Annotated in this window: 15 protein-coding genes; 11 read left to right on the plus strand and 4 right to left on the minus strand. The window is 40.8% G+C overall.

All coding sequences use genetic code 11. The features are described 5' to 3' along the window. The first annotated feature begins 2,127 nt into the window (after positions 1–2,127). The 3 genes from ACLJRH_RS22010 to ACLJRH_RS22020 all read left to right on the plus strand — a co-directional run bounded on the left by ACLJRH_RS22010 (position 2,128) and on the right by ACLJRH_RS22020 (position 5,672). On the plus strand, positions 2,128–2,289 hold the full coding sequence (locus ACLJRH_RS22010; RefSeq protein ID WP_001371949.1) for a hypothetical protein: 162 nt from the start codon (positions 2,128–2,130) through the stop codon (positions 2,287–2,289). 1,128 nt (positions 2,290–3,417) lie between these two features. After that, the gene (locus ACLJRH_RS22015; RefSeq protein ID WP_001050364.1) at positions 3,418–4,671 is read left to right on the plus strand and encodes a ParA family protein; all 1,254 of its coding nucleotides are present in this window, start codon (positions 3,418–3,420) and stop codon (positions 4,669–4,671) included. Continuing rightward, the gene (locus ACLJRH_RS22020; protein ID WP_001278838.1) at positions 4,668–5,672 is read left to right on the plus strand and encodes a ParB family protein; all 1,005 of its coding nucleotides are present in this window, start codon (positions 4,668–4,670) and stop codon (positions 5,670–5,672) included. Before ACLJRH_RS22015 ends, ACLJRH_RS22020 begins: the two co-directional genes overlap by 4 nt. A gap of 61 nt (positions 5,673–5,733) precedes the next feature. Here the strand turns inward: ACLJRH_RS22020 and ACLJRH_RS22025 are convergent, their stop codons facing one another. From ACLJRH_RS22025 to ACLJRH_RS22040, 4 genes are read right to left on the minus strand one after another with little or no spacing between them, the layout of a single operon-like run. Continuing rightward, on the minus strand, positions 5,734–6,123 hold the full coding sequence (locus tag ACLJRH_RS22025) for a hypothetical protein (protein ID WP_000815011.1): 390 nt from the start codon (positions 6,121–6,123) through the stop codon (positions 5,734–5,736). After that, entirely contained in the window at positions 6,120–6,641 is a 522-nt protein-coding gene (locus tag ACLJRH_RS22030; protein WP_000598517.1) for a hypothetical protein, read from the minus strand. Before ACLJRH_RS22030 ends, ACLJRH_RS22025 begins: the two co-directional genes overlap by 4 nt. Next, positions 6,634–7,470: a hypothetical protein gene (locus ACLJRH_RS22035; protein ID WP_000700976.1), complete on the minus strand. Its 837-nt coding sequence runs from the start codon at positions 7,468–7,470 to the stop codon at positions 6,634–6,636. The genes ACLJRH_RS22030 and ACLJRH_RS22035 overlap by 8 nt, the downstream gene beginning before the upstream one ends. Beyond that, the gene (locus ACLJRH_RS22040) at positions 7,467–8,414 is read right to left on the minus strand and encodes a metallophosphoesterase (RefSeq protein WP_000718595.1); all 948 of its coding nucleotides are present in this window, start codon (positions 8,412–8,414) and stop codon (positions 7,467–7,469) included. The genes ACLJRH_RS22035 and ACLJRH_RS22040 overlap by 4 nt, the downstream gene beginning before the upstream one ends. A gap of 363 nt (positions 8,415–8,777) precedes the next feature. Between ACLJRH_RS22040 and parM the strand changes: the two genes are divergently transcribed. The 8 genes from parM to ACLJRH_RS22080 all read left to right on the plus strand — a co-directional run bounded on the left by parM (position 8,778) and on the right by ACLJRH_RS22080 (position 19,010). Next, the gene (gene parM / locus ACLJRH_RS22045; protein ID WP_000818954.1) at positions 8,778–9,815 is read left to right on the plus strand and encodes a plasmid segregation protein ParM domain-containing protein; all 1,038 of its coding nucleotides are present in this window, start codon (positions 8,778–8,780) and stop codon (positions 9,813–9,815) included. A gap of 11 nt (positions 9,816–9,826) precedes the next feature. Beyond that, complete coding sequence (locus ACLJRH_RS22050; protein ID WP_001107538.1) at positions 9,827–10,465, plus strand: hypothetical protein; 639 nt, start codon at positions 9,827–9,829, stop codon at positions 10,463–10,465. A gap of 402 nt (positions 10,466–10,867) precedes the next feature. Then, positions 10,868–11,320, plus strand: a complete 453-nt coding sequence (gene hdtA / locus ACLJRH_RS22055) for a H transfer determinant A (protein ID WP_000952689.1) — start codon at positions 10,868–10,870, stop codon at positions 11,318–11,320. After that, positions 11,310–11,735: a hypothetical protein gene (locus ACLJRH_RS22060; protein WP_000836981.1), complete on the plus strand. Its 426-nt coding sequence runs from the start codon at positions 11,310–11,312 to the stop codon at positions 11,733–11,735. Before hdtA ends, ACLJRH_RS22060 begins: the two co-directional genes overlap by 11 nt. Before the next feature lie 8 nt (positions 11,736–11,743). Continuing rightward, positions 11,744–12,298 (plus strand): plasmid transfer protein, encoded by a 555-nt coding sequence (locus ACLJRH_RS22065; RefSeq protein ID WP_000235773.1) that lies wholly within the window; start codon positions 11,744–11,746, stop codon positions 12,296–12,298. A gap of 119 nt (positions 12,299–12,417) precedes the next feature. After that, a complete protein-coding gene (gene rsp / locus ACLJRH_RS22070) occupies positions 12,418–16,722 on the plus strand; it encodes an IncHI-type conjugal transfer protein RSP (RefSeq protein ID WP_001232109.1) in 4,305 nt (1,434 codons plus the stop codon). A gap of 277 nt (positions 16,723–16,999) precedes the next feature. Beyond that, the gene (trhF, locus tag ACLJRH_RS22075) at positions 17,000–17,512 is read left to right on the plus strand and encodes an IncHI-type conjugal transfer protein TrhF (protein WP_001286760.1); all 513 of its coding nucleotides are present in this window, start codon (positions 17,000–17,002) and stop codon (positions 17,510–17,512) included. Beyond that, a complete protein-coding gene (locus ACLJRH_RS22080) occupies positions 17,499–19,010 on the plus strand; it encodes a TrbC family F-type conjugative pilus assembly protein (protein ID WP_001256132.1) in 1,512 nt (503 codons plus the stop codon). Before trhF ends, ACLJRH_RS22080 begins: the two co-directional genes overlap by 14 nt. Position 19,011 lies beyond the last annotated feature (1 nt).

Here is a 19,011-nt window from a genome sequence, read left to right on the forward strand (position 1 = left end):
GCAGTTAGGTTGTGTACGCATTAAGTAAACAAAATTTATAACTTCAATACTGACATTATAAGATGAAAATCACGTAAATTACATTTTTGTTTACCAAAGGTAATCAAAGTAGCGCGGCATTATTAGTGAAAACAGATCACTGGTGTCATTTTGCATACAAAACTTAATATCCTTTAATCATTCTTCTAAAAGTTTATTATTAACGGTTTGGTTTCTGAAAATTTATCCAATTTGCTCACCGAAGACTTTTAACTTATTTAACCCCCTTTATCGCCAAACTGTGATTTTCTAATGTTAGTCTACAGTTCTAGGGCCCTTGCTCCCATGATGCGAATCCTGCCACCTAATAAAGATTAACGCCTCATTCCTGTATGCCGGTCTTACGACGCCAGTGCACGGACTATTTTTGGTCATCACAAGGACAGGCGGGAGATTTAATCAGGGCGTGGTGTTGCTGAGCAGCAGCTGCGGCACTGTAAGCCGAAGGCGGAATTAACTCCTTTATCACCATCTGGGGACGTCATTATGGGTAGCCCTTTTAACTTGCTCAGGACCATTAAGCTAAAATTCCGGATAGCGATTGACGTAAGATTTAGGCTAAGCAGGTAAAGTGATCCCCGCTCCCGGGGTGACAACTTTATACAAAAGGCCGAGCGGAAGATTGTCCTTAGGGAATATTTCTTTAACACAGCACGGGCACTTACTCACGCTGCCGGATTTAACCCCCTTAATCGCCAAACTGGGGTTCTGTCCTCATGCTGGCCTTCAGTTCTGGGCGGGGTTGCTATCACTTGCTCCCTAATGCGAGATGTACCTGCTGATACAGATTAACGTCATATTCCTGCGTGCCGGTCTGCCGACACCAGTGCACGGGCTTTTTTCGGTCATCACATTACCGGGCAGGAGATTTTATCAGGACGTGGTGTGACTGAGCAGCAGCTGGGGCACTGTCATCCGCTTGCAGATTTAACCCCCTTAATCGCCAAACTGGCGTTCAGTCCTGATAGTGTCCTTCCGTCCTGGGCAGGGTTGCTAACACTTGCTCCCTTAATACGAAATGCGCCTGCTGATAAAGATTAAAGTCACATCACTGCATACCGGTCTGCCGACTCCGGTGCATGGCCTTTTCCGATAATCACAAGGACGGACGGGTGATTATATCTGTGCATAGTATGTCTGAGCAGCATCAGAAGGCACTGTCAGCCGCTGGCAGATTTAACCCCCTTAATCGCCAAACTGGGATCAGTCCTGATAGTGTCCTTCCGTCCTGGAGAGGGTTGCTAACACTTGTTCCCATGATACGAAATGCGCCAGCTGATACAGATTAACGTCTCATTGCCCATGCCGGTCTGCCGACACCGGTGCATGGCCTTTTCCGATATTCGCAAGCACAGATGCTTGATTTTTTCAGGGTGTAATATACCTGAGCAGCATCTGAAGGCACTTTCAGTCGCTGTCAGATTTAACACCCTTAATCGCCAATCTGGGATTTTATGATGTTAACCTCCAGTTCAAGACCCTTGCTCCCATGATGCGAACCTTGCCACCTGATAAAGATTTACGCCTCATTCCTGTATGCAGGTCTTACGACTCTAGTGCACGGACAATTTTCGGTCATAACAAGACCTGGCGGAAGATTTAATCAGGCGTGGTGTGACTGAGCAGAAGCTGGGGCAATGTCAGCCGCTGGCAGAAAAAACCCTTATTCGCCATCTCAAACCGTCATTATGGGTAGTCCTTTTAACTTTCTCAGGACCATTAAGCTTAAACTCCGTTTAGAGAATGACGTAAGATTTAGGCTAAGCAGGTTAAGTGATCCCTCTCCCGGGTTGAACACTATATTCATCGTACGAGCGGAAGATTGTCCTTCGGGAAATATTTCTTAAACACCGCTCGGGATCTTATTGCCACTGGCGGATTTAACCCCCTTAATCGCCATACTGGGGTTCTGTCCTGATGCTGGCCTTCAGTTCTGGGCTTGGGTTGCTATCGCTTGCTCCCATAATGCGAAATGTGCCTCCTGATACAGATTAACGTCATATTCCTGCGTGCCGGTCTGCCGACACCAGTGCACGGGCTTTTTTCGGTCATCACATTTCCGGGCAGGAGATTCTATCAGGGCGTGGTGTGACTGAGCAGCAACTGGGGCACTGTCAGCAGCTTGCAGATTTAACACCCTTAATCGCCAAACTGGGATTCTGTTCTGATGTTGACCTTCCGTTCTGGGCGGGCTTTGGTTTACTAACACTTACTTCCATAATACGAAATGTGCTTGATGATGCAGATTAAATTCACATTACTGCATACCGGTCTGCCGACACCGGTGCATGGGCGATTTCCGACGATCTCAAGAACATATGGGAGATTATATCAGGGAGAGTAGTATGCCTGAGCAGCATCTGAAGGCACTGTCAGCCGCTGTGAGATTTAACCCCCTTAATCGCCAAACTGGGGTTCTGTCCTCATGCTGGCCTTCAGTTCCGGGCTGGGTTGCTATCACTTGCTCACATAATGCGAAATGTACCTGCTGATACAGATTAACGTCATATTCCTATATGCCGGTCTGCCGACATCAGTGCTTGGGCTATTTTCGGTCAAAACAAGACCTGGCGAGAGATTTAATCAAGCGTGGTGTGACTGAGCAGCAGCTGGGGGCACTGTCATCCGCTTGCAAATTTAACCCCCTTAATCGCCAAACTTGGGTTCAGTCCTGATGTTGGCATTCCGTTCTGGGCGGCGTTGCTATCACTTGCTCCCATTATGCGAAAAGTGCCTGCTGATACAGATTAACGTCATATTCATGCATGCCGGTCTGCCGACACCAGTGCACGGGTTTTTTTCGGTCATTACAATACCGGGCAGGGGATTAAATCAGGGCGTGGTGTGACTGAGCAGCAGCTGGGACACTGTCAGCCGCTGGCAGATTTAACCCCCTTAATCTCCACACTGGGGTTGCCTCCTTAAGTTGGGTTTCAGTTCGGGGTGAGGTTGCTAACTCTGCTCCCATAATTCGTAGTGTGCCTCCTCAAGAGATTAACACCTCATATCTTTAGACTGGACTGACGACAACGGTTCACAGTTAGGAAACGTATATCAGCACACCGGTGAGATAGATTTTAGGGTCTAAGCAAGAAATAGGGTAGGCGTGAAGATTCATTAATGGAGCTCTTAACTTCAAAGCGTAGAGAAGGAGACAAGAATCGTGGTTTAAACAGGTTGTGCATTAGGTATGGACTAGAGAGTCTGAGCTCACATCTGCAAGTTAAGCTCACAAAAAATCATAAAAAAGTAAACAAACATTAGCTTAAGATTGAAACTAAGGATAGAATTGTACGCATAACAAGGAAATGGACGCATTATACGTAAAGTTTACATATATGCGTAAAAGTCGGTTTTCAGTGCAAAAAGGTCATAACCATGAATTTACTTGAAAAGATCGCCCTCGTTGGTCAGCGCATGAAAAGCGAGCAGATTTCTCTAAAGGAATCTCTGATGGCTTCATCAAGAGTATCTGTTTCTGATGATAGTGTTGATGGTGTTGATAGACTGATCTATAACCACTGTTTGAATAAAAAAAATCTCTCTGATTTTTTTGGGAAGTCACGAGTAACGTTCAATAAAATACTTTCGGACTTAGAAGAAAAAGAACTTGTTGGTGCACCTATTTATCAAAACAAAAATCATCTTTACACCCGCTGGGATGTTCAAAAAATAATGGATGCCCTGGGTTATCCCAAGTACCGCGATCATTACTTTAGCAGAGCTATTGTTACTCAGAATCATAAAGGCGGTACAGGGAAAAGCACTACATCTGTAGCTTTAGCAGTAGCAGCTGCTTTAGATCTACAACTCAATGCACGTGTATTAATGATCGAATGGGACCCACAAGGTTCGATTGGAAGCAGCATGATTCAAAGTGTCTCAGAAGATGATGTCTTCCTTACAGCAATTGATGCAATCCTTGGAATTTATGAAGAAAATTCTGAGTATAAAAAATATTTAGATTCAGGATTCTCTGAAGAAGAAATCATCACTAATATGCCTTTTTCAACGCATCTGCCAAACTTGGACGTAATAACGGCTTTTCCGACAGATGCTCGTTTTAAAGATAAATACTGGCAATGTTCTAGAGAAGAACGTACGTCTTTGTTACTACGTTTCAAGGAAGTTATCTTACCGGTACTGAAGCAGAACTATGATTTGATTATTATAGACACTCCACCTGAAGATTCACCTTTGATCTGGGCTGCTGACGAAGCGGCCGATGGGATTCTTGTCGCAGTGTCACCACGTGAATATGATTACGCCTCTACTACAGACTTCATGCTTACAATAAGTGAAAGGTTTAAACAATCACCAAGTAAGGGCGACAATTTAAAATGGTTCAAAGTTCTTGCTGTCAATGTAGATGACAAAAGTCCATATGAAAGAATAGTTTTGGATAAATTAATCAGAACTGTTCAGGACCTTTTGATGTCCGCTAACATAAAAAATTCTGAAGCATTTAAGGCAGCTGCTTCCAAAGGGCGTACAGTGCTTGATATCAAAAAATCAGAGGAACTTTGTTCCGCAAAGCAGCTTGATGTCGCAGAAGAATCTGTATTACAGGTATATCAGCAATTTATAAATGAAATAAAAAGTTTTTCAGCTAAGCAAGGAGTTAACGCATGAGCGATGAGCAACATATCGGGAATGATAAATCTCGATATTTAAACGCACCAAAGCGGACAGAAGTCGGTCACCGTTCAGGTCTTGCGGGTTTGAAAACAGCACCTCGCATAAAAAAGTTATTCACTCTTCATAAGGGCCGGAGACTTGAAGCGGAACATGTGATTGTTCCAGCCCAGAGAGTGGAGAAGGAGACCTTAGTCCATCCAGCGAACCCACGAAATCAAGAAGCCCTTACAGATTATTCTGTTAGAGATATTCTTAAGCAGATTGAAGAAAGAGGGGTCGATACCGAAGGGATCGCTGTAAAAAGAGATGGGGTTTATTTATTAATAGAAGGAAGTCGCAGACGTTTCTGCTGTATAAAGGCAGAAAAGGATCTCCCCCTGTGGGTTCTTCCGGATGAACTAACCGAAGATGATATAAATTCAATTATATCCGCAGCACAAACATCTCGAAAATTTTCATATAGAGAAGTTGGGTTTCAATTTATCAAAAAAATGGAAGAAAAAGGATTTTCTACTAATGAAGAACTCGCAGCATATCTTGGGATTAGTCATGTATCGGTAGCCAAAAGAATCCAGGCGGCCCGTATTGACGAAACATTGATCTCTTTATTCCCGGATTATGAAGGAATCCCGAACTCCTATTATAGTCGCTTGTCTCGTTTACAGAAATATGTGCAAAAAAATCTATTTCCTTTAGATGAAGTAATAGATAATGTTAAAGAGGAAACAAAAGATTTAGACATTGGAGATCTCCAGGTTGCTCAAAAAGTTGTAATGGAAAAAATCACACAATCTGTGGAAAGTGTTTGTGAAAAAACTTATTCCACAAAATGGGAAACAAGTGATCTTATTACTTTTGATAACAAAGATAAGTATGCAAGAATCAGTAAAAACAATACTGGTAGAAAAATTCGCTTTGAATTCAATAGGATAAATGCGGGTTTTATTAAGGAACTAGAGGAGTTCATAAAAGAAAAATTAAAAGTATCAGAATAAATATTGAACTGCATCTTTATGATGCAGTTCATATGATTTATATTTTTAATTTCTTGTTATATTAATATGGGGTGTGCGCAGGTTCAGACATATAAGGTCTTAGTTCTATATGAACAGAAGCGCCATTCCCATCATTTACTACGTTTAAAGGTGCTTTTCCCGGCAATGACATAGTTGCAACGTCAGGTCCAGAAACAGCAAAATTATTTTCTGCTGAAGGCATTACTGTAAAAATCTTTATAGCAACATTTTCATGTCTAAATAATGAAATCCCAAAAGTAGAACCAGCTTCGGTATTGCTCACGTCCACAACCACAGGGGTTTTTCCTAGATATTCATTAGTTAGTATGTTTTTTACTAATGCCCCTTCCGGGACAGTATAGATACGGTATGGATATGCTAAAGCCGTGTGACAAAAACATATTAAAATAACAATTAATGTTTGTTTCATAGATTATCCTCATTCAAAAATAAAAGATATAACTCTTGAAAATCGTGGTTAGTAATTAGGTCCGCTTTTCCGGGAAAATCGTAACTAACAGAAAATAAAAGCGAAAGCGAATCTTTTCCTTTTGCTTTGGGAGAGATTCTGCTAAAAGCACGGTTAATAAACATAAGTTGATCTTCATTGTTGAAGCAAAGTCCAAGCATTCCAACCGTAGGAACTACGAATGTGCTTACGCTGCCTGGGGGCAAAAGTTGCTTACTACGGGCATTGTAAGCACAACGACTACCACCTAGCGTTAGGCCTGAAAGCTCAATAAAACTTCTGGTTCCATTCTTGGCGACAAGCCAAACATCAGTTCCTGAACTTTCGACACGTAAAGTAACTTTTCCGTCAGTAAAGGCCTCACTTTTATTGTATAGAATAGGGTCAAAACCAACTGTCGGGAGTTCTTCGATTTTACTTTCTACTGACTGACAACCAGTCAGTAATGCAAACAATAAAAGTGTGATAACTTTAATCATCCCGCTTCCTTAGATTGTTTTTGGCGCTCGTTATAAAAGATAATGATTCACCGGGGTAGAGAATTGTTTCTTTCGTCCAATAACCATAACCACCGAGGATATTTTTTCTTTTCTCAATATAAACGGGTTCAGAAAATACTAAATGTTGATATTTAGGAAGAGATAAGATTTCATATTTTCCTTGTCCAACTAAGAGGTAATTCTTCTCTTTAGGATTGATGGTTACTGGATTACCAACACTTTGAGGTATGTTAAGTTTTTTTATATTTAGGTCAGAATAGTCAGGAACGGACACTTGATCATTAGACGTATTTCCGGGAAGAGTAAACCCTTTACCCTGATCCGGTCCAAAGATGGCAATTATATCTTTGTTGTTTCTTGTGATCGAAACGATAGCCTGAAGGGGCGTATTAGCAAGGTCATTTATAAACGATATAGTTAGACTTGATTTTGGCTCGACCCAAACAATGCTTTTTCCGGATGTGCCTTCGCTTAATGCAATTTTTTCATTTAGTAAGATTTTATTTTTGGCAATGATATTATACTCAAGTTTTGGTATCACAATAAAAAGTGATTCTTTATTTGAAACATTCATGATTTCTAAGAAATTGGTTTTGGTCATGCTGGTCTTTAGAACAGGCCTATATTTACCATTTATAAACCACCTTCCGTTTATAAGCTCCGCTTTAGCAGATATAAGTGAATCACTTTTCTGTGCGGCAGAAGAAAAAGCATCTTTTCTATGCTCTTTCTCTTGATGTGGTGCAGCTGCTGCGTGAAGATGCAAAAGTAATGTTGAAATTGAGATAATCTTCCAATTTATCTTCATCTTGTTACCTCAATGTTGTTTTCAATCGAATCGAGTTCTAAAGGATAGGTTTTAAGTGAATAAAACTTGTTTGTTGTTTGTATTAGCTGATGACACAATAAAACTGGATTGTTCTTCATGATTATTTCTACTAATGTAAGTGCTGGTGAGTCAGTTTGCGGTATACCCGGAGCAACTATTACCTGGTCTTCTAATTTTGACATATAGAGTGATCCAGTATTTATATGCAAACAATTACCGATCAGTACTGGAAGATTGTTTTGAGTACGACCATGGGCTTTTCGAATGCTGTTTACAGGATTCCTACCTAGGACCATAAGGTTGACGTCATTTATCATCATTGGTATTACGGCATGGTCCATACCGAATAGAAACTGGCTCTGAAAAATATTCACATTGGCATAGTTGAATGCTTGAAGCGCATTATAAGTATCAGTGAATGATGTGCGGATAGGGGCGTAATCAGAAGGGCAAACCCCAATTTTTATATCGCCTTTTAGTAAAATCTGCATCATCGTACCAAGCTGGGTATTAAGAAGTTTTTTTACCTCTTCCTCTAAATAGTAACGATTCACAGCTTTATGCCACTTTCCGCCCATTACACACCATCTCTCATTGAGGTATGTGCTGGGGTAAAATGTTCTCCGGTCTTTGTTTAATGGTAACAATTTTTTTAACATTTCTTCTCCGGCTCCGGCAGCTGAGAAATGCCTCACAAAACGTCCATCGAAAAAGCCACTGTTTATCGCCTTCATCAATTCTATGGGTTCCGGCCCATAGTCAAACAAATTTCCAGTAGAGAAAATTACTATCTCTTCTTCTGGCTTTGTAACTGATTGGATCAAGTTGCACAGCGCAGAGTAATGTCCATGAGGATCTGCCAGAAAGAAAATCCTTCCGGAGAAGTTTGTAAGGTCTATAGTTTGGACGTGCTCAGCTGCCATAAATTCCTCTACGTATGTTTACATCGATGATACGGTATTTCGAACTATGATTTTTTTACAAAAAGGCGTCATTTTGGATTCTAAGCCTAAGGACCTTTGTTACTTACAGGTAAAGGCCCCAGTCCTGGCTCTCAAACAGTTCATACTTAGGATGCAAAGTAACTTTCTGATTATAATTGGCTCCTTTATAAACATGGTTAATACATGAATACAGGAAATTTAACGGTAAGGTATTTAAAATGGAAGGATGCTGAAATAACATAGACTTACGTATTTTTTTAATAGTGTTAATGTTGATAATAGGTCACCATTAATGTATAAAGTTAATATCTAATATGGTCCTATTAATAAAAGAGAGTTTTTATGGCTGAACTATTAAAATCTGAAAGTCCTGTTTCACCATCAGTGCAGGATATCACTGAAGCTTTAAAAATCGTTGTCGATGATGGAAGTAAAGCTGCAAAACTGGTTTGTCTTAATGAAAGAAACGAATTAGTTCCCTTGCTTACACAAAATAGTTTTGTTCCAGATTTCCGTGTTCGCCATGAGGGTCTCAATCCTTTTAACTATCTTATTGATGGGCTGGAAAGGTTTTCGCATCACAGCGAATCTAGTAACTCACTGGAATCGACTGATGTATCTCACCAATACGATGAAATTAGCCGGTTAAATGTTCACCATGCACTTCATGCTTCTGGTTTAGTTCCTCAGGATGTTCACCTCTTTGTTACTTTACCACTTAGCCAGTTCTATACTGCTTTAGGGGAAACGAATATTGAAAATATTCAGAGAAAAAAAGATAATCTGATGAAACCAGTAGAGCGTTATCTTGACGGTAAACGCTATTCTTTTAACGTTTTGTCTGTGACTGTTTTCCCTGAATCTTTACCAGCTGTGACCCGGGCAGATGAAATTGAGGATATTGCTTCATTTGAATCAAGTTTGGTAATTGATCTTGGTGGTACTACTCTTGATGTTGCAAGTATTACTGGGCAATTAGAACAGATTTCGAAAGTAAAAGGTTTTGACCGTATTGGTTGTTCTATTGTTTACGATGAGATCAGCAGGTATCTTGAATCTGAGAAACTGAATACGAGTAATGCTTACATTCATCATCTTGTTGATAATCGTCATGATAAATCAGCTTTGAAGGTTGCAGAGGACAAGCGTGACGGTGTTTTTGATGCGGTAAACTCTGCGGTACAGAAGTTGCAAAGTAAAGTAATCAGAGCGGTTACACAAGTCGAAGAGAGGCCTCATAATGTTTTCCTTGTTGGGGGAGGTTCATATCTCATCGAAACAGCTATTCGTAAACATTTTGAAACGGCTAAAGTTATCATGGTAGACAATCCGCAGTTCGCATTATCTTTGGCAATTGCTGATACTATTTATTCAGAATAATGAGCTAGAACATGGCTAAAAACCCTATCTCAAATAAGGCAGATAACGACCGGATTCAGATCCGGTCTTTCTGGATATCCGAAAGAAAAGCACCCTATGTTTATAGTTTCTTGAAAAAAACAGAACTTTCTCATAGGGGTGACCAACTGGATTTAATTAGGTCGGCTATTAGTACCGGGTTGGTATTAAATAATTTATTTCCTGACTTGGCAAATTTTATAAATGGTTTAAACGAAAGATTAACACTTGCAGATCTTAATAGGTTTCTGAATGATGGAAATACTATAGATACTGAACCTAAGCCTCCTATTAATGTATTGCTAGAGAATGTCTTAGATCAAAAGTTTAAGGAGTATTTAACACCTCTACAATTAGATAATTCAAAGCAGGATTCTGTTTCTGTAAAAGAAACCTTCCTTGTACAAAAGGAACATGCCTGCTTTGGTGTGAAGATTGAAAATGAGGGAAGCGATACCTCTATACCATCTGAAAGCCCACTTTCTTCAGGTGCATCCAAAATTTCAAAAGAAAAGTCCATTTCCTCTGTGGTGCCAGTGCTAGAAAAAGTATCGGATGAAAATCAAACCGCCTCCATAAGCATAAAATCTAAAGCTAAGGCAAACAAGCGACTAGCGACTTTGGCAAGATAGGTGAGAGACAGTACAATCGACTTCTGAGTTCAACTTGTCTTACCAGTAAAGCCAGCATACTTGCTGGCCTTTTTTTTGTTATAATAAACTCAGGCTTCAGCTGAATCTGTAAAATTACTGTTAATGAAACGGTATTTTAGGTTAATTTGGATGCTGTTACAGGAAGTGCGGATTTTTCCTAAATTTGTAAAAAACCTAAGAATTATCTTAATAAATCTGGTACTTAATTATTATTTTACGTAAAAAGTCTTTGTGGTTTAATGGTTATGTAAGGATTTTTTGATACCCTTATACCCGATGGACCTAAGGTCACTGACAACGATGTTCATGTAGAATCTTCGTTTCTGTAATCCCTTTTGTCCTTGTCCCAAATGATTGATTATTATAATAAAGGCTGATCGAATGCTATCTCGCAACTCACTAATACATGGTTTACGCCGAGACCAGTTAATCGGAGTTCTGACTATTTCAGAGTTTCCGGTAGTTATGGTAGAAAGCCACTTCATTCAGTCTGAGGTTATGGGAATAAAACCCGTAATTTTTAATATTGATGAGCTTCTTGTTTCTATATCCCCAATTTCCTCTCTTAAGTTCGATTGGGAGTGGGCCCCAGTTGATACAATACTCATTGAAGTTATCATTCCACCTGTAGAGTCAGACCTTGTAAGTGCAGAAAATGACTTCCTCCGTGATTCTGGTATTGGCCATATCCAGTGCGAGCCTGGCGGAGCATCAATACGACGTACAGTTACCTTCGTTGGTGGAATAACCGCTGATAACTTACTGTATCAGTTGAGGCTTATGTGCGTAAGCGCGTTAAAACTTTTAGGAGAGGAACTGGGGGATGAAGTCTAAGATTAGATATGTTTTATCTGGTTTTGTTGTGTTATGTGCATTTGCTGGAGTTTATAAAATCCTAAACAATGTTCCGGTTAAACCTGACCTTTTGGACTTCACTGGAAACACATTTAAAAAGACATCACTCTTCCTGCCATGTGATAAAAGCTCGCCTTCTTTAAACATTAAAATTGCTGATAACGAGAAAATCGTGATCAACGGCATCGCTTCAAAAGTAACTTTTGTTGAAAAGGCTGACCCCGTCAAAAGCCCTGGTTTTTGTGATGATCTTGATCTAAACAATTCTCGCCTTGTACATACGGCATCTTACAGCCTGGTGATTTCTGAAACCAAAACAGGATTTACACTATCAAATTTCAAGCATCTTGCCGATGATGAATCATTAGGCGGTATGTGGTTTTATCAAAAGTGACTTTTTATATGGCAACTTCAGACTTCGCTCTTAAAAACCATAATGTTAAAGCATTTGGTCAGGATGCAGCCCTTGTCATTGAGATGAACAATGAAGATGTTAGCTCATCAAAACCTTCACCTTTTTCAAATGAGATTGATAATTATTATCTTACATTGCACGTCGCTCCAAGGAACGCAAAAAAAGATTATGACTGGGGCTCAAACCGTTCTGTACTTCTAAAATTGTCGACGAATGAAGTTATGCAGATGGCATCTGTATTTCTTAGAATCATGCATACTTTAAAGATTGATAAGAGGAAAACCTCACATCATGGCCACGTCGTATACAAAAATATAAGCGTTACCCCAAACGAGAGGGGCGGTTTGTTGTTATCCGCAGGGATAGTTCCAGTCGATAAAGATGGCTTAAAACCCTTCATGCACATGGTCCCCGTCTCACAAATGGATTGCGTTAAAATTGGCCTCTACATACTTGGATATCTTGCTCAAAAAACGCCCTGGGTAAGCTCCGAGTCTATAATTACCGCGCTTCGCTTATCTGAAGCCAAGAATTCAAAATAGCGCATTAACATACGGAATATACGGAAAAATACAGGTTTTTTTAAATGTTATACGAACGGATATTTCTGTTTTTCATCGTAAAGTGAGTTTAATTTTGCTCAGAAAAACAGGTATTCGTCATGAGAAAATCAGGTTTAGGTTTAGCCCTGTTGTTTTCTTTAATTGCTCCGATTAAAGCGGTCTATGCTGAAGCGATTATGATTTCAGGAAAGCTACAGGCTGATCTGCCAGCCGTATCCTTTGACCCGGGGCCGGGCGACTTTGTTGCATACGTTAATTCTAACACTATCACTGCCTCAGGTGCAGGCACAGCCTGTAATGTAACGGTTGATGATCGAGCGACTTCCTCTGTTGATAACCTCGTTTGTTTTTTTGAGTGGTTACCCAATACCTTGGGATTAACTTCTAACGGCTTCACTCTTTCAGGCGTTCCCAACACCACCGGTGATTTAAAACTACCTTACAAGATTTCTTACTTCTCTGGTTCTGAACGGAAAAAAGTTGAAATAGTAAAAGGTGAATATTCAATCAAAAGTGTGGCACCGGTAAAACCAACTATCACCGGTCTTAAATCATCCCTGAACGGATTAGTCTATGACGGCTTTTCTTTCAAATCGTATTTAAAGGATGAAGCGATCAAAGATATCGCTGTTTCTGTTGAACCCCGCAATTATATTCAATACATCTCAATAGGTTCAGGCTCCGCCTGTGAAGTACCTATTGGCGGAACTTCCTGTACCATTGAAGTTGGAAGCATTAAGGCCAGTGATACAGATGAACTTTTGGGTTCACGTGATATCACAATTACAGCAAACTCTAAGAATAATTATTTCGCACCTCCTGAATCCAAAAAGCTTGTTGTTAACTGGGATTATCGGCCTCCTGTAGTAGACCATACACTTTGGAATTTTACCGATGAGGCTAAAACAATCAAAGTAGGTGGCCAGGACATCTATACCGGAGCCAAAACCGTTGCTGTGGCCGTTAAGGTACCCCAGCAAGAAACAGAAGGTGAATGGTGGCTCCCAACAGCTATGTCGCTCACTATGACTCCGGATGGCGTGTTTAAGCCGACGACTAAAGTGACTTTAGATGATGGCACTGAGATTGATTTCAAACAGTCCTGGGCAACCCCTTTACGTAGAACTTTACAGCCGGTAAGTGGACCTCAAAAAGTCGGTGATGAGTACCTCTATATCTTTGACTTAACGGATCTTATAAACGGGTCCTACGCAGCGACTTTTACAGTAGAAAATACGAGCAAAAACTCTTCTACGTACACTGAGCCTGAAAGCAAACTGATGCTGTCTGATAACCCAACGCTTATGGTTCTCAAAGATGGGCAGGTATTAACTAAACGAGCACCCGTATACTTCCTGAACGAGATTATCGTTGCAGCTTTCCAGGGGCAGGCTGGGGTTGCTGACATAAAATCAGTAACAATAGACAACAAAGTAGTTTCGTTAACACCTACAAATTATAAAGGTATTTACTACCTGCCGGTTGGAGACGATTTAGCAGTTAATTCGGATCACGAGATTACTGTGGTGGCTGAAAACCTTTATGGAAAAAACGTAAATTTCAGTACCGTGTTCACTTATCAACCTACTGGATTCACTCTTAAGAATCTGGAAAAAAACGTAACTCTTTACTCGCGCGTACGTCAGTATACGGACCTGCTTAGTCAAACAGCTGGTGATAAATGCACTCTGTTTACCACAGAGGAAAATGCGAATGCTTACCTCGCCTGGTATGGGGAAAAATCAGATGTTACAGCATGCTACCCTCAGTGGAACAATGTCCCTGATGGGTTGGAGTTCTATTTTAAAGGACGTACCCCGGGTCTAACTGGATTCTTTAATAAAACAGGTGAGAATCTGCTCGACTATCAAGTCTATATGATTAACGGGAAGGGCTCTAAAGCGGTTTCCGCAAGGAATCGCCGTACTCTGACCACACAATTACCATACAACCCGATCATCTCTTACAAAAAGAATAAAGTCATAGCAGGCATCAATCCGAACACTGCTCTGGCTTATACGACCGGGGGGGAGGCCGCTCGAATATTAGCGAAGGTGGTACCAGCTGACGTTACGATGATCGTCTCTCAAAACGGCTCTGAGGCTGTCAAAACGTCATTTAAAAATCGTTCCTCAAACAACGATGCAACGACCTTTGTACAAAGGGTCAAGGTTGCTGCTGCACCATTGTGGACAAAGAACGTCTTTGACATAGCTGTAGAATACTCAAAGGATCCAGAATTAAGAACTACAGACACCCTCAACGTATATACGGTGCCTGATTTCAATATTCGAGCATCGATGGAAGTGGATGACAAAAAAACAGCCACATCTCTTGAAGTGCCCTTAAAGGTAACAGTGGGGCGTTATAACAACTCCACACGTAAAAGTGCATTTGACCGTAAAACAATGGGAGAATGGGACGTCACGATATACTCTCAAAAAAGTGTATACGGCAAAGATCCAGAAACAGGCCGTTATAAAACTACATACGAAAGAACTGCGCTGACTGAAGCATTGCCGGTCAATGATGCGGGCATTGTCGAAACCAAGATTAAAATTGAAAATATGGATCTGGGTAATATGCGTCTGGTTGGTGTGGCTAAGGTCAGATCGCCATTCTCTGATTTTGAAATGAAACGTGAGACCAGTGCTGTAGGCATTCGAATCTATAAAGGTGAGGAACTGGAGGGTAACCTGTCGAAAAGCCTTATTATCGGAAGGATCCCACTTAGTACTCTGGTAAGCTTCAAATCTGCCAGTACGGCTAACTCTGATGCACTCGCCCCCACCGAATGGCAGCAGTCCTCTGATAATGGTCAAACCTGGACCATGCTTTCCGACATGACCGGAAAGAGAAGTGTAAGTATCAAAAAGACAGAAGTAGGAAAGTGGCTTTATAGGGCAAAAATGACTAATAAATTCACATCCAAGATTTCCTACACAGATGCCTTAACGGTAGTTACCTACAAGCAGCCTAAGCTCAGTATAGATGTTACAGACATTCTTCAGGGCTCAGATATACCTGTAACCCTGCTTGATAACGATGAACCTATACCAGCAGGCACCGCTGAGGTTCTCTGGTCAGAGGATAAAGTCAACTGGGTGCAGGGAGATACAACTTACACTGTGGCTTCAGCTGATACCCTACCGTCTACGATTTATGCCCGGATGCGTTACCTTGATTCCGATGAACTGGCAGAGGAGTCTTCATGGAAGGAAACGTCTGCTCGGTTGGCAGCCGCAAAACCCAAGCGCCTTTCTGTCTCGGTAACGGGGGTTTCAAAGGTAGAGGTTGGTCAAAAAGTTACTTTGGAAGGTAAGTTCACGAACCCTAACAGTAAGTACCAGAATGGTAATAACGTAGTTGAAGAATGGAAAACACCGGATGGCCAGACATTTAAGGGCTCTTCACTGTCTGTTACCCTTACTGAGCAAATGTTGGATAAACAGGGATATGCTGCTTTTGAATACAGTGCATGGTTAGCGGACAATAAGGAGAATACGGTTTCTACCCGTAGAGTTTCTGTCAAATCGTGGGTTTATAAATTTCCCGAGATGAAAATAAGCTCCAAACTTAAATACGACATGGCACCGACCACCCTACGCGTTGCGTTGAGCGGTATTAAGGATGGAGACTATCCTGGTGTTACTTATTCCCGTGAATGGATCTACGACAAAGAGAATCTGGTAATCACTAAAGATGAAGGTGACACCAAAGAATTTACAATTGAAAATCCTGGCAAATATACATTGATGGTTGTTTTCAAAGATAACCGAAACAATGAACAGCGTATCGAAAATACCTTTGTTGTCGATGAACAAACGCCAATGAACGTTGAGATGACACCCAAGTTCTCTAACAAATATATGAGAGCTCCACTCGATGTAACCTTAAGGTCAAACATCAAGCTATCTCATTCGGCGGACTCGATAGATACGGTCACATACAAGGTGAACGGTGAAGTAATACCCAGCGGCAAAAATTATTGGGCTCAACTGATCTCGGGTTTAAAAGAAAAGAAATACGAGATTACAATTGATGTTGTTAGTAAACTTGGACAGAGAGGTTCAGCATCTGTTGAGTTTGATGTCGTTAAAAACGCAGTGCCTAATTGTACATTGAGCTACACGGAAACCAACCTAAGCTGGAGCTTTACCAATAAATGTGATGATACTGATGGAAAAATGGTTAGATATGAATGGTTCATCAACGGCGAATTAAGGAACGTTTTCGGTAGTACGGCTACACTTTCTAAAAACCTTAACCGTGGTAAGCAGGACATAAAAGTAATTGCTTATGATGATAGTGGAGACTTTGCAACACAGCACGTGACAGTTTTCGGACCGGCTGAAGAGGCAAGTAAGTCTGAAAACACTGTATCAATACCAAGCAGTGAGTAGTTAATTTTTAAATATAAAGCCGGGACATTATGTCCCGGCTTTTTTATACCCAATAATTGGACCTTTGAAAAATTAATGTCGGAAAGTAACTTTGCTCCAAAGGCATCTTTCATGGCCGCTAACAAAGCTGCGTATACATGCTGAGGAATTAACATTCTTATAGGTGAATATTAGGTTAGTTTGCAGACTTCCGAGCGTTGAAAAACATGGATAATAGTTACTTGGATAGAGGTGCATCTGCCTAGTAAAAATATTCTTCAGTGCCAGTGAGAAAAATATGAGCGACTACATACCTAAAAAGAGAGGGCTGCTTATACTGGATTGGTATGTCCCCCTTAATATTTTATTGCTGATTCTCGTTATGTGTGTCTTTTTCACCCGTTATACATTTGGATACGGTTTATTGAATGGGTGCCTGCCTGCTGATTTTTATATGATTGATCATTCGGATAAAAGTATTAAAACTGGTGAACTCATAGCATTTAACATGCCGAAATCGGTACGTTTTATCCCAGAAAATGAACGAGTCATAAAAATTGTTGCCGGTGTGGGCGGTGACAAACTTAAAGTAACAATGGATGGGGTTTATAACGGGGACAAATTTTTTGAAGCTAATGCACGTCGTATTTCGAAGAAATACAATATTCCGTCCATTTTGATTGAAAAAGAATTGATAATTCCTGAAGGCGAAGTTTTCCTAATTGGGCAAACCGATCACTCATGGGATTCCCGTTTTTGGGGAACAGTAAAGCTGAATTCAGTAATTGGGAAAACATATGCGATCTTTTAATGTAAATAAAAAATATTTACCAATACTTCCTGGACTTGCGTTATGTGCAGTTTTAAGTAATACAAATGCAAGCACTGAGTATCAACATGATGCTGACCTAATCGCTCAGCAAGCAAAAGGGCTTGGGGCACAGGCTAAAGGTGCACAGCAGCCAGATGGGGCTCTTAGCCTTGATGCTACGCTAAAATCACCAGATGTGCAGAAGTACATAGCGCAAGCTGAAGCACTCCAAAAAAACCAGGACCTGAGCAAGCAAATAAACCGTGGTTACGTCCCCGGTATGAATGCGGATAGTGTTCAAGCAGTTATAGACCATACCCAGGCTATCAGGGCCCAAAGTAATAACTCTGAAGCTGTCAACGATATAATTAGAAGACGTGATGAAATTCAAGAAAACGCCAGCCTTAATGAAGCGGCTCTGAAAGCTGTGGAAAATAAGCCGGAAGTCATGCGAGGACAATCTAAAAATATCGAAAAATTGTTTGGTTCCTCGGGCATCACAGCTGCTGACTTCGAAAGAAAAATGGATAGCACACGTGAAGAAGCACTATCAACTGAAAATGGAATAACGATCTTTGCTTCATTTAGCTTGCCGGATTATGTACTGGAAGACCTTCTACGTACGGCCTCAGAGCATAAAGCTCGTGTAGTTTTCAATGGTCTAAAGAAAGGAACTACTCGGCTACCAGAGACACAGGCAGCAATAAACCAAATGATTGTCAAAGGAAAATTTGAATCTCCTTTGATTACAATTGATCCTGATAGCTTCAGTCAGTATCAAGTAACTCAAGTACCGACAATTATTTCTAGGGAGCAAGCTCGTTTTGCAAAAATGGTAGGCTCCTTCAACGTTGAGTTTTTTCAGCGAGAACTTGCTAAAAAACCCGATCAGGATATTTTCCCGGTTGCTGGTACCACTTATCCCGTTGAAGAAAAGAGCATCATTAAAGAACTGGAAGAACGTGCACAAAAATATGACTGGGAAGGTGCAAAAAAAAGGGCCGTTTCTGACACATGGAAAAATCAATGGATGGTCGACCTCCCTCCTGCCCAGGAACACAAAGAATTTTTAATTGACCCTACAGTGAGGGTCACTCAGGACGTAAAAGATAAGCAGGGCCGTGTAATAGCTTCCGCCGGTGAGTTGATTAATCCACTTTCGAGATTTCCTCAAAACCTGACGATGATAATTTTCGATCCACTCAATCCGGGCCAGCTGGTATGGGCTGAGCAGCAGTATCGACAACGTCTGGGTAGTGGAAAAGTAATGCCAATGTTTACCCGTATCCAAAAAGATAATGGATGGGATCACCTAAATGATTTACGTGAAAAATTTAACGGTAAGGTGTTTAAAGTTAACGAACAGATTATCTCACGCTTTCAGATTAAAAACACACCTGCGCTTATAACTACTGACCAAGATAAATTCCGGATCACCCTGTTTAGCGAGGCAGAAGTCCGTGGTATCGGAGCCCCAAATCTTTCAGAGGAAAAATAAG

This window comes from Salmonella sp. SAL04162 (genome assembly GCF_046551535.1).
In the GTDB taxonomy this organism is placed as follows: Bacteria; Pseudomonadota; Gammaproteobacteria; order Enterobacterales; family Enterobacteriaceae; genus Salmonella; species Salmonella enterica.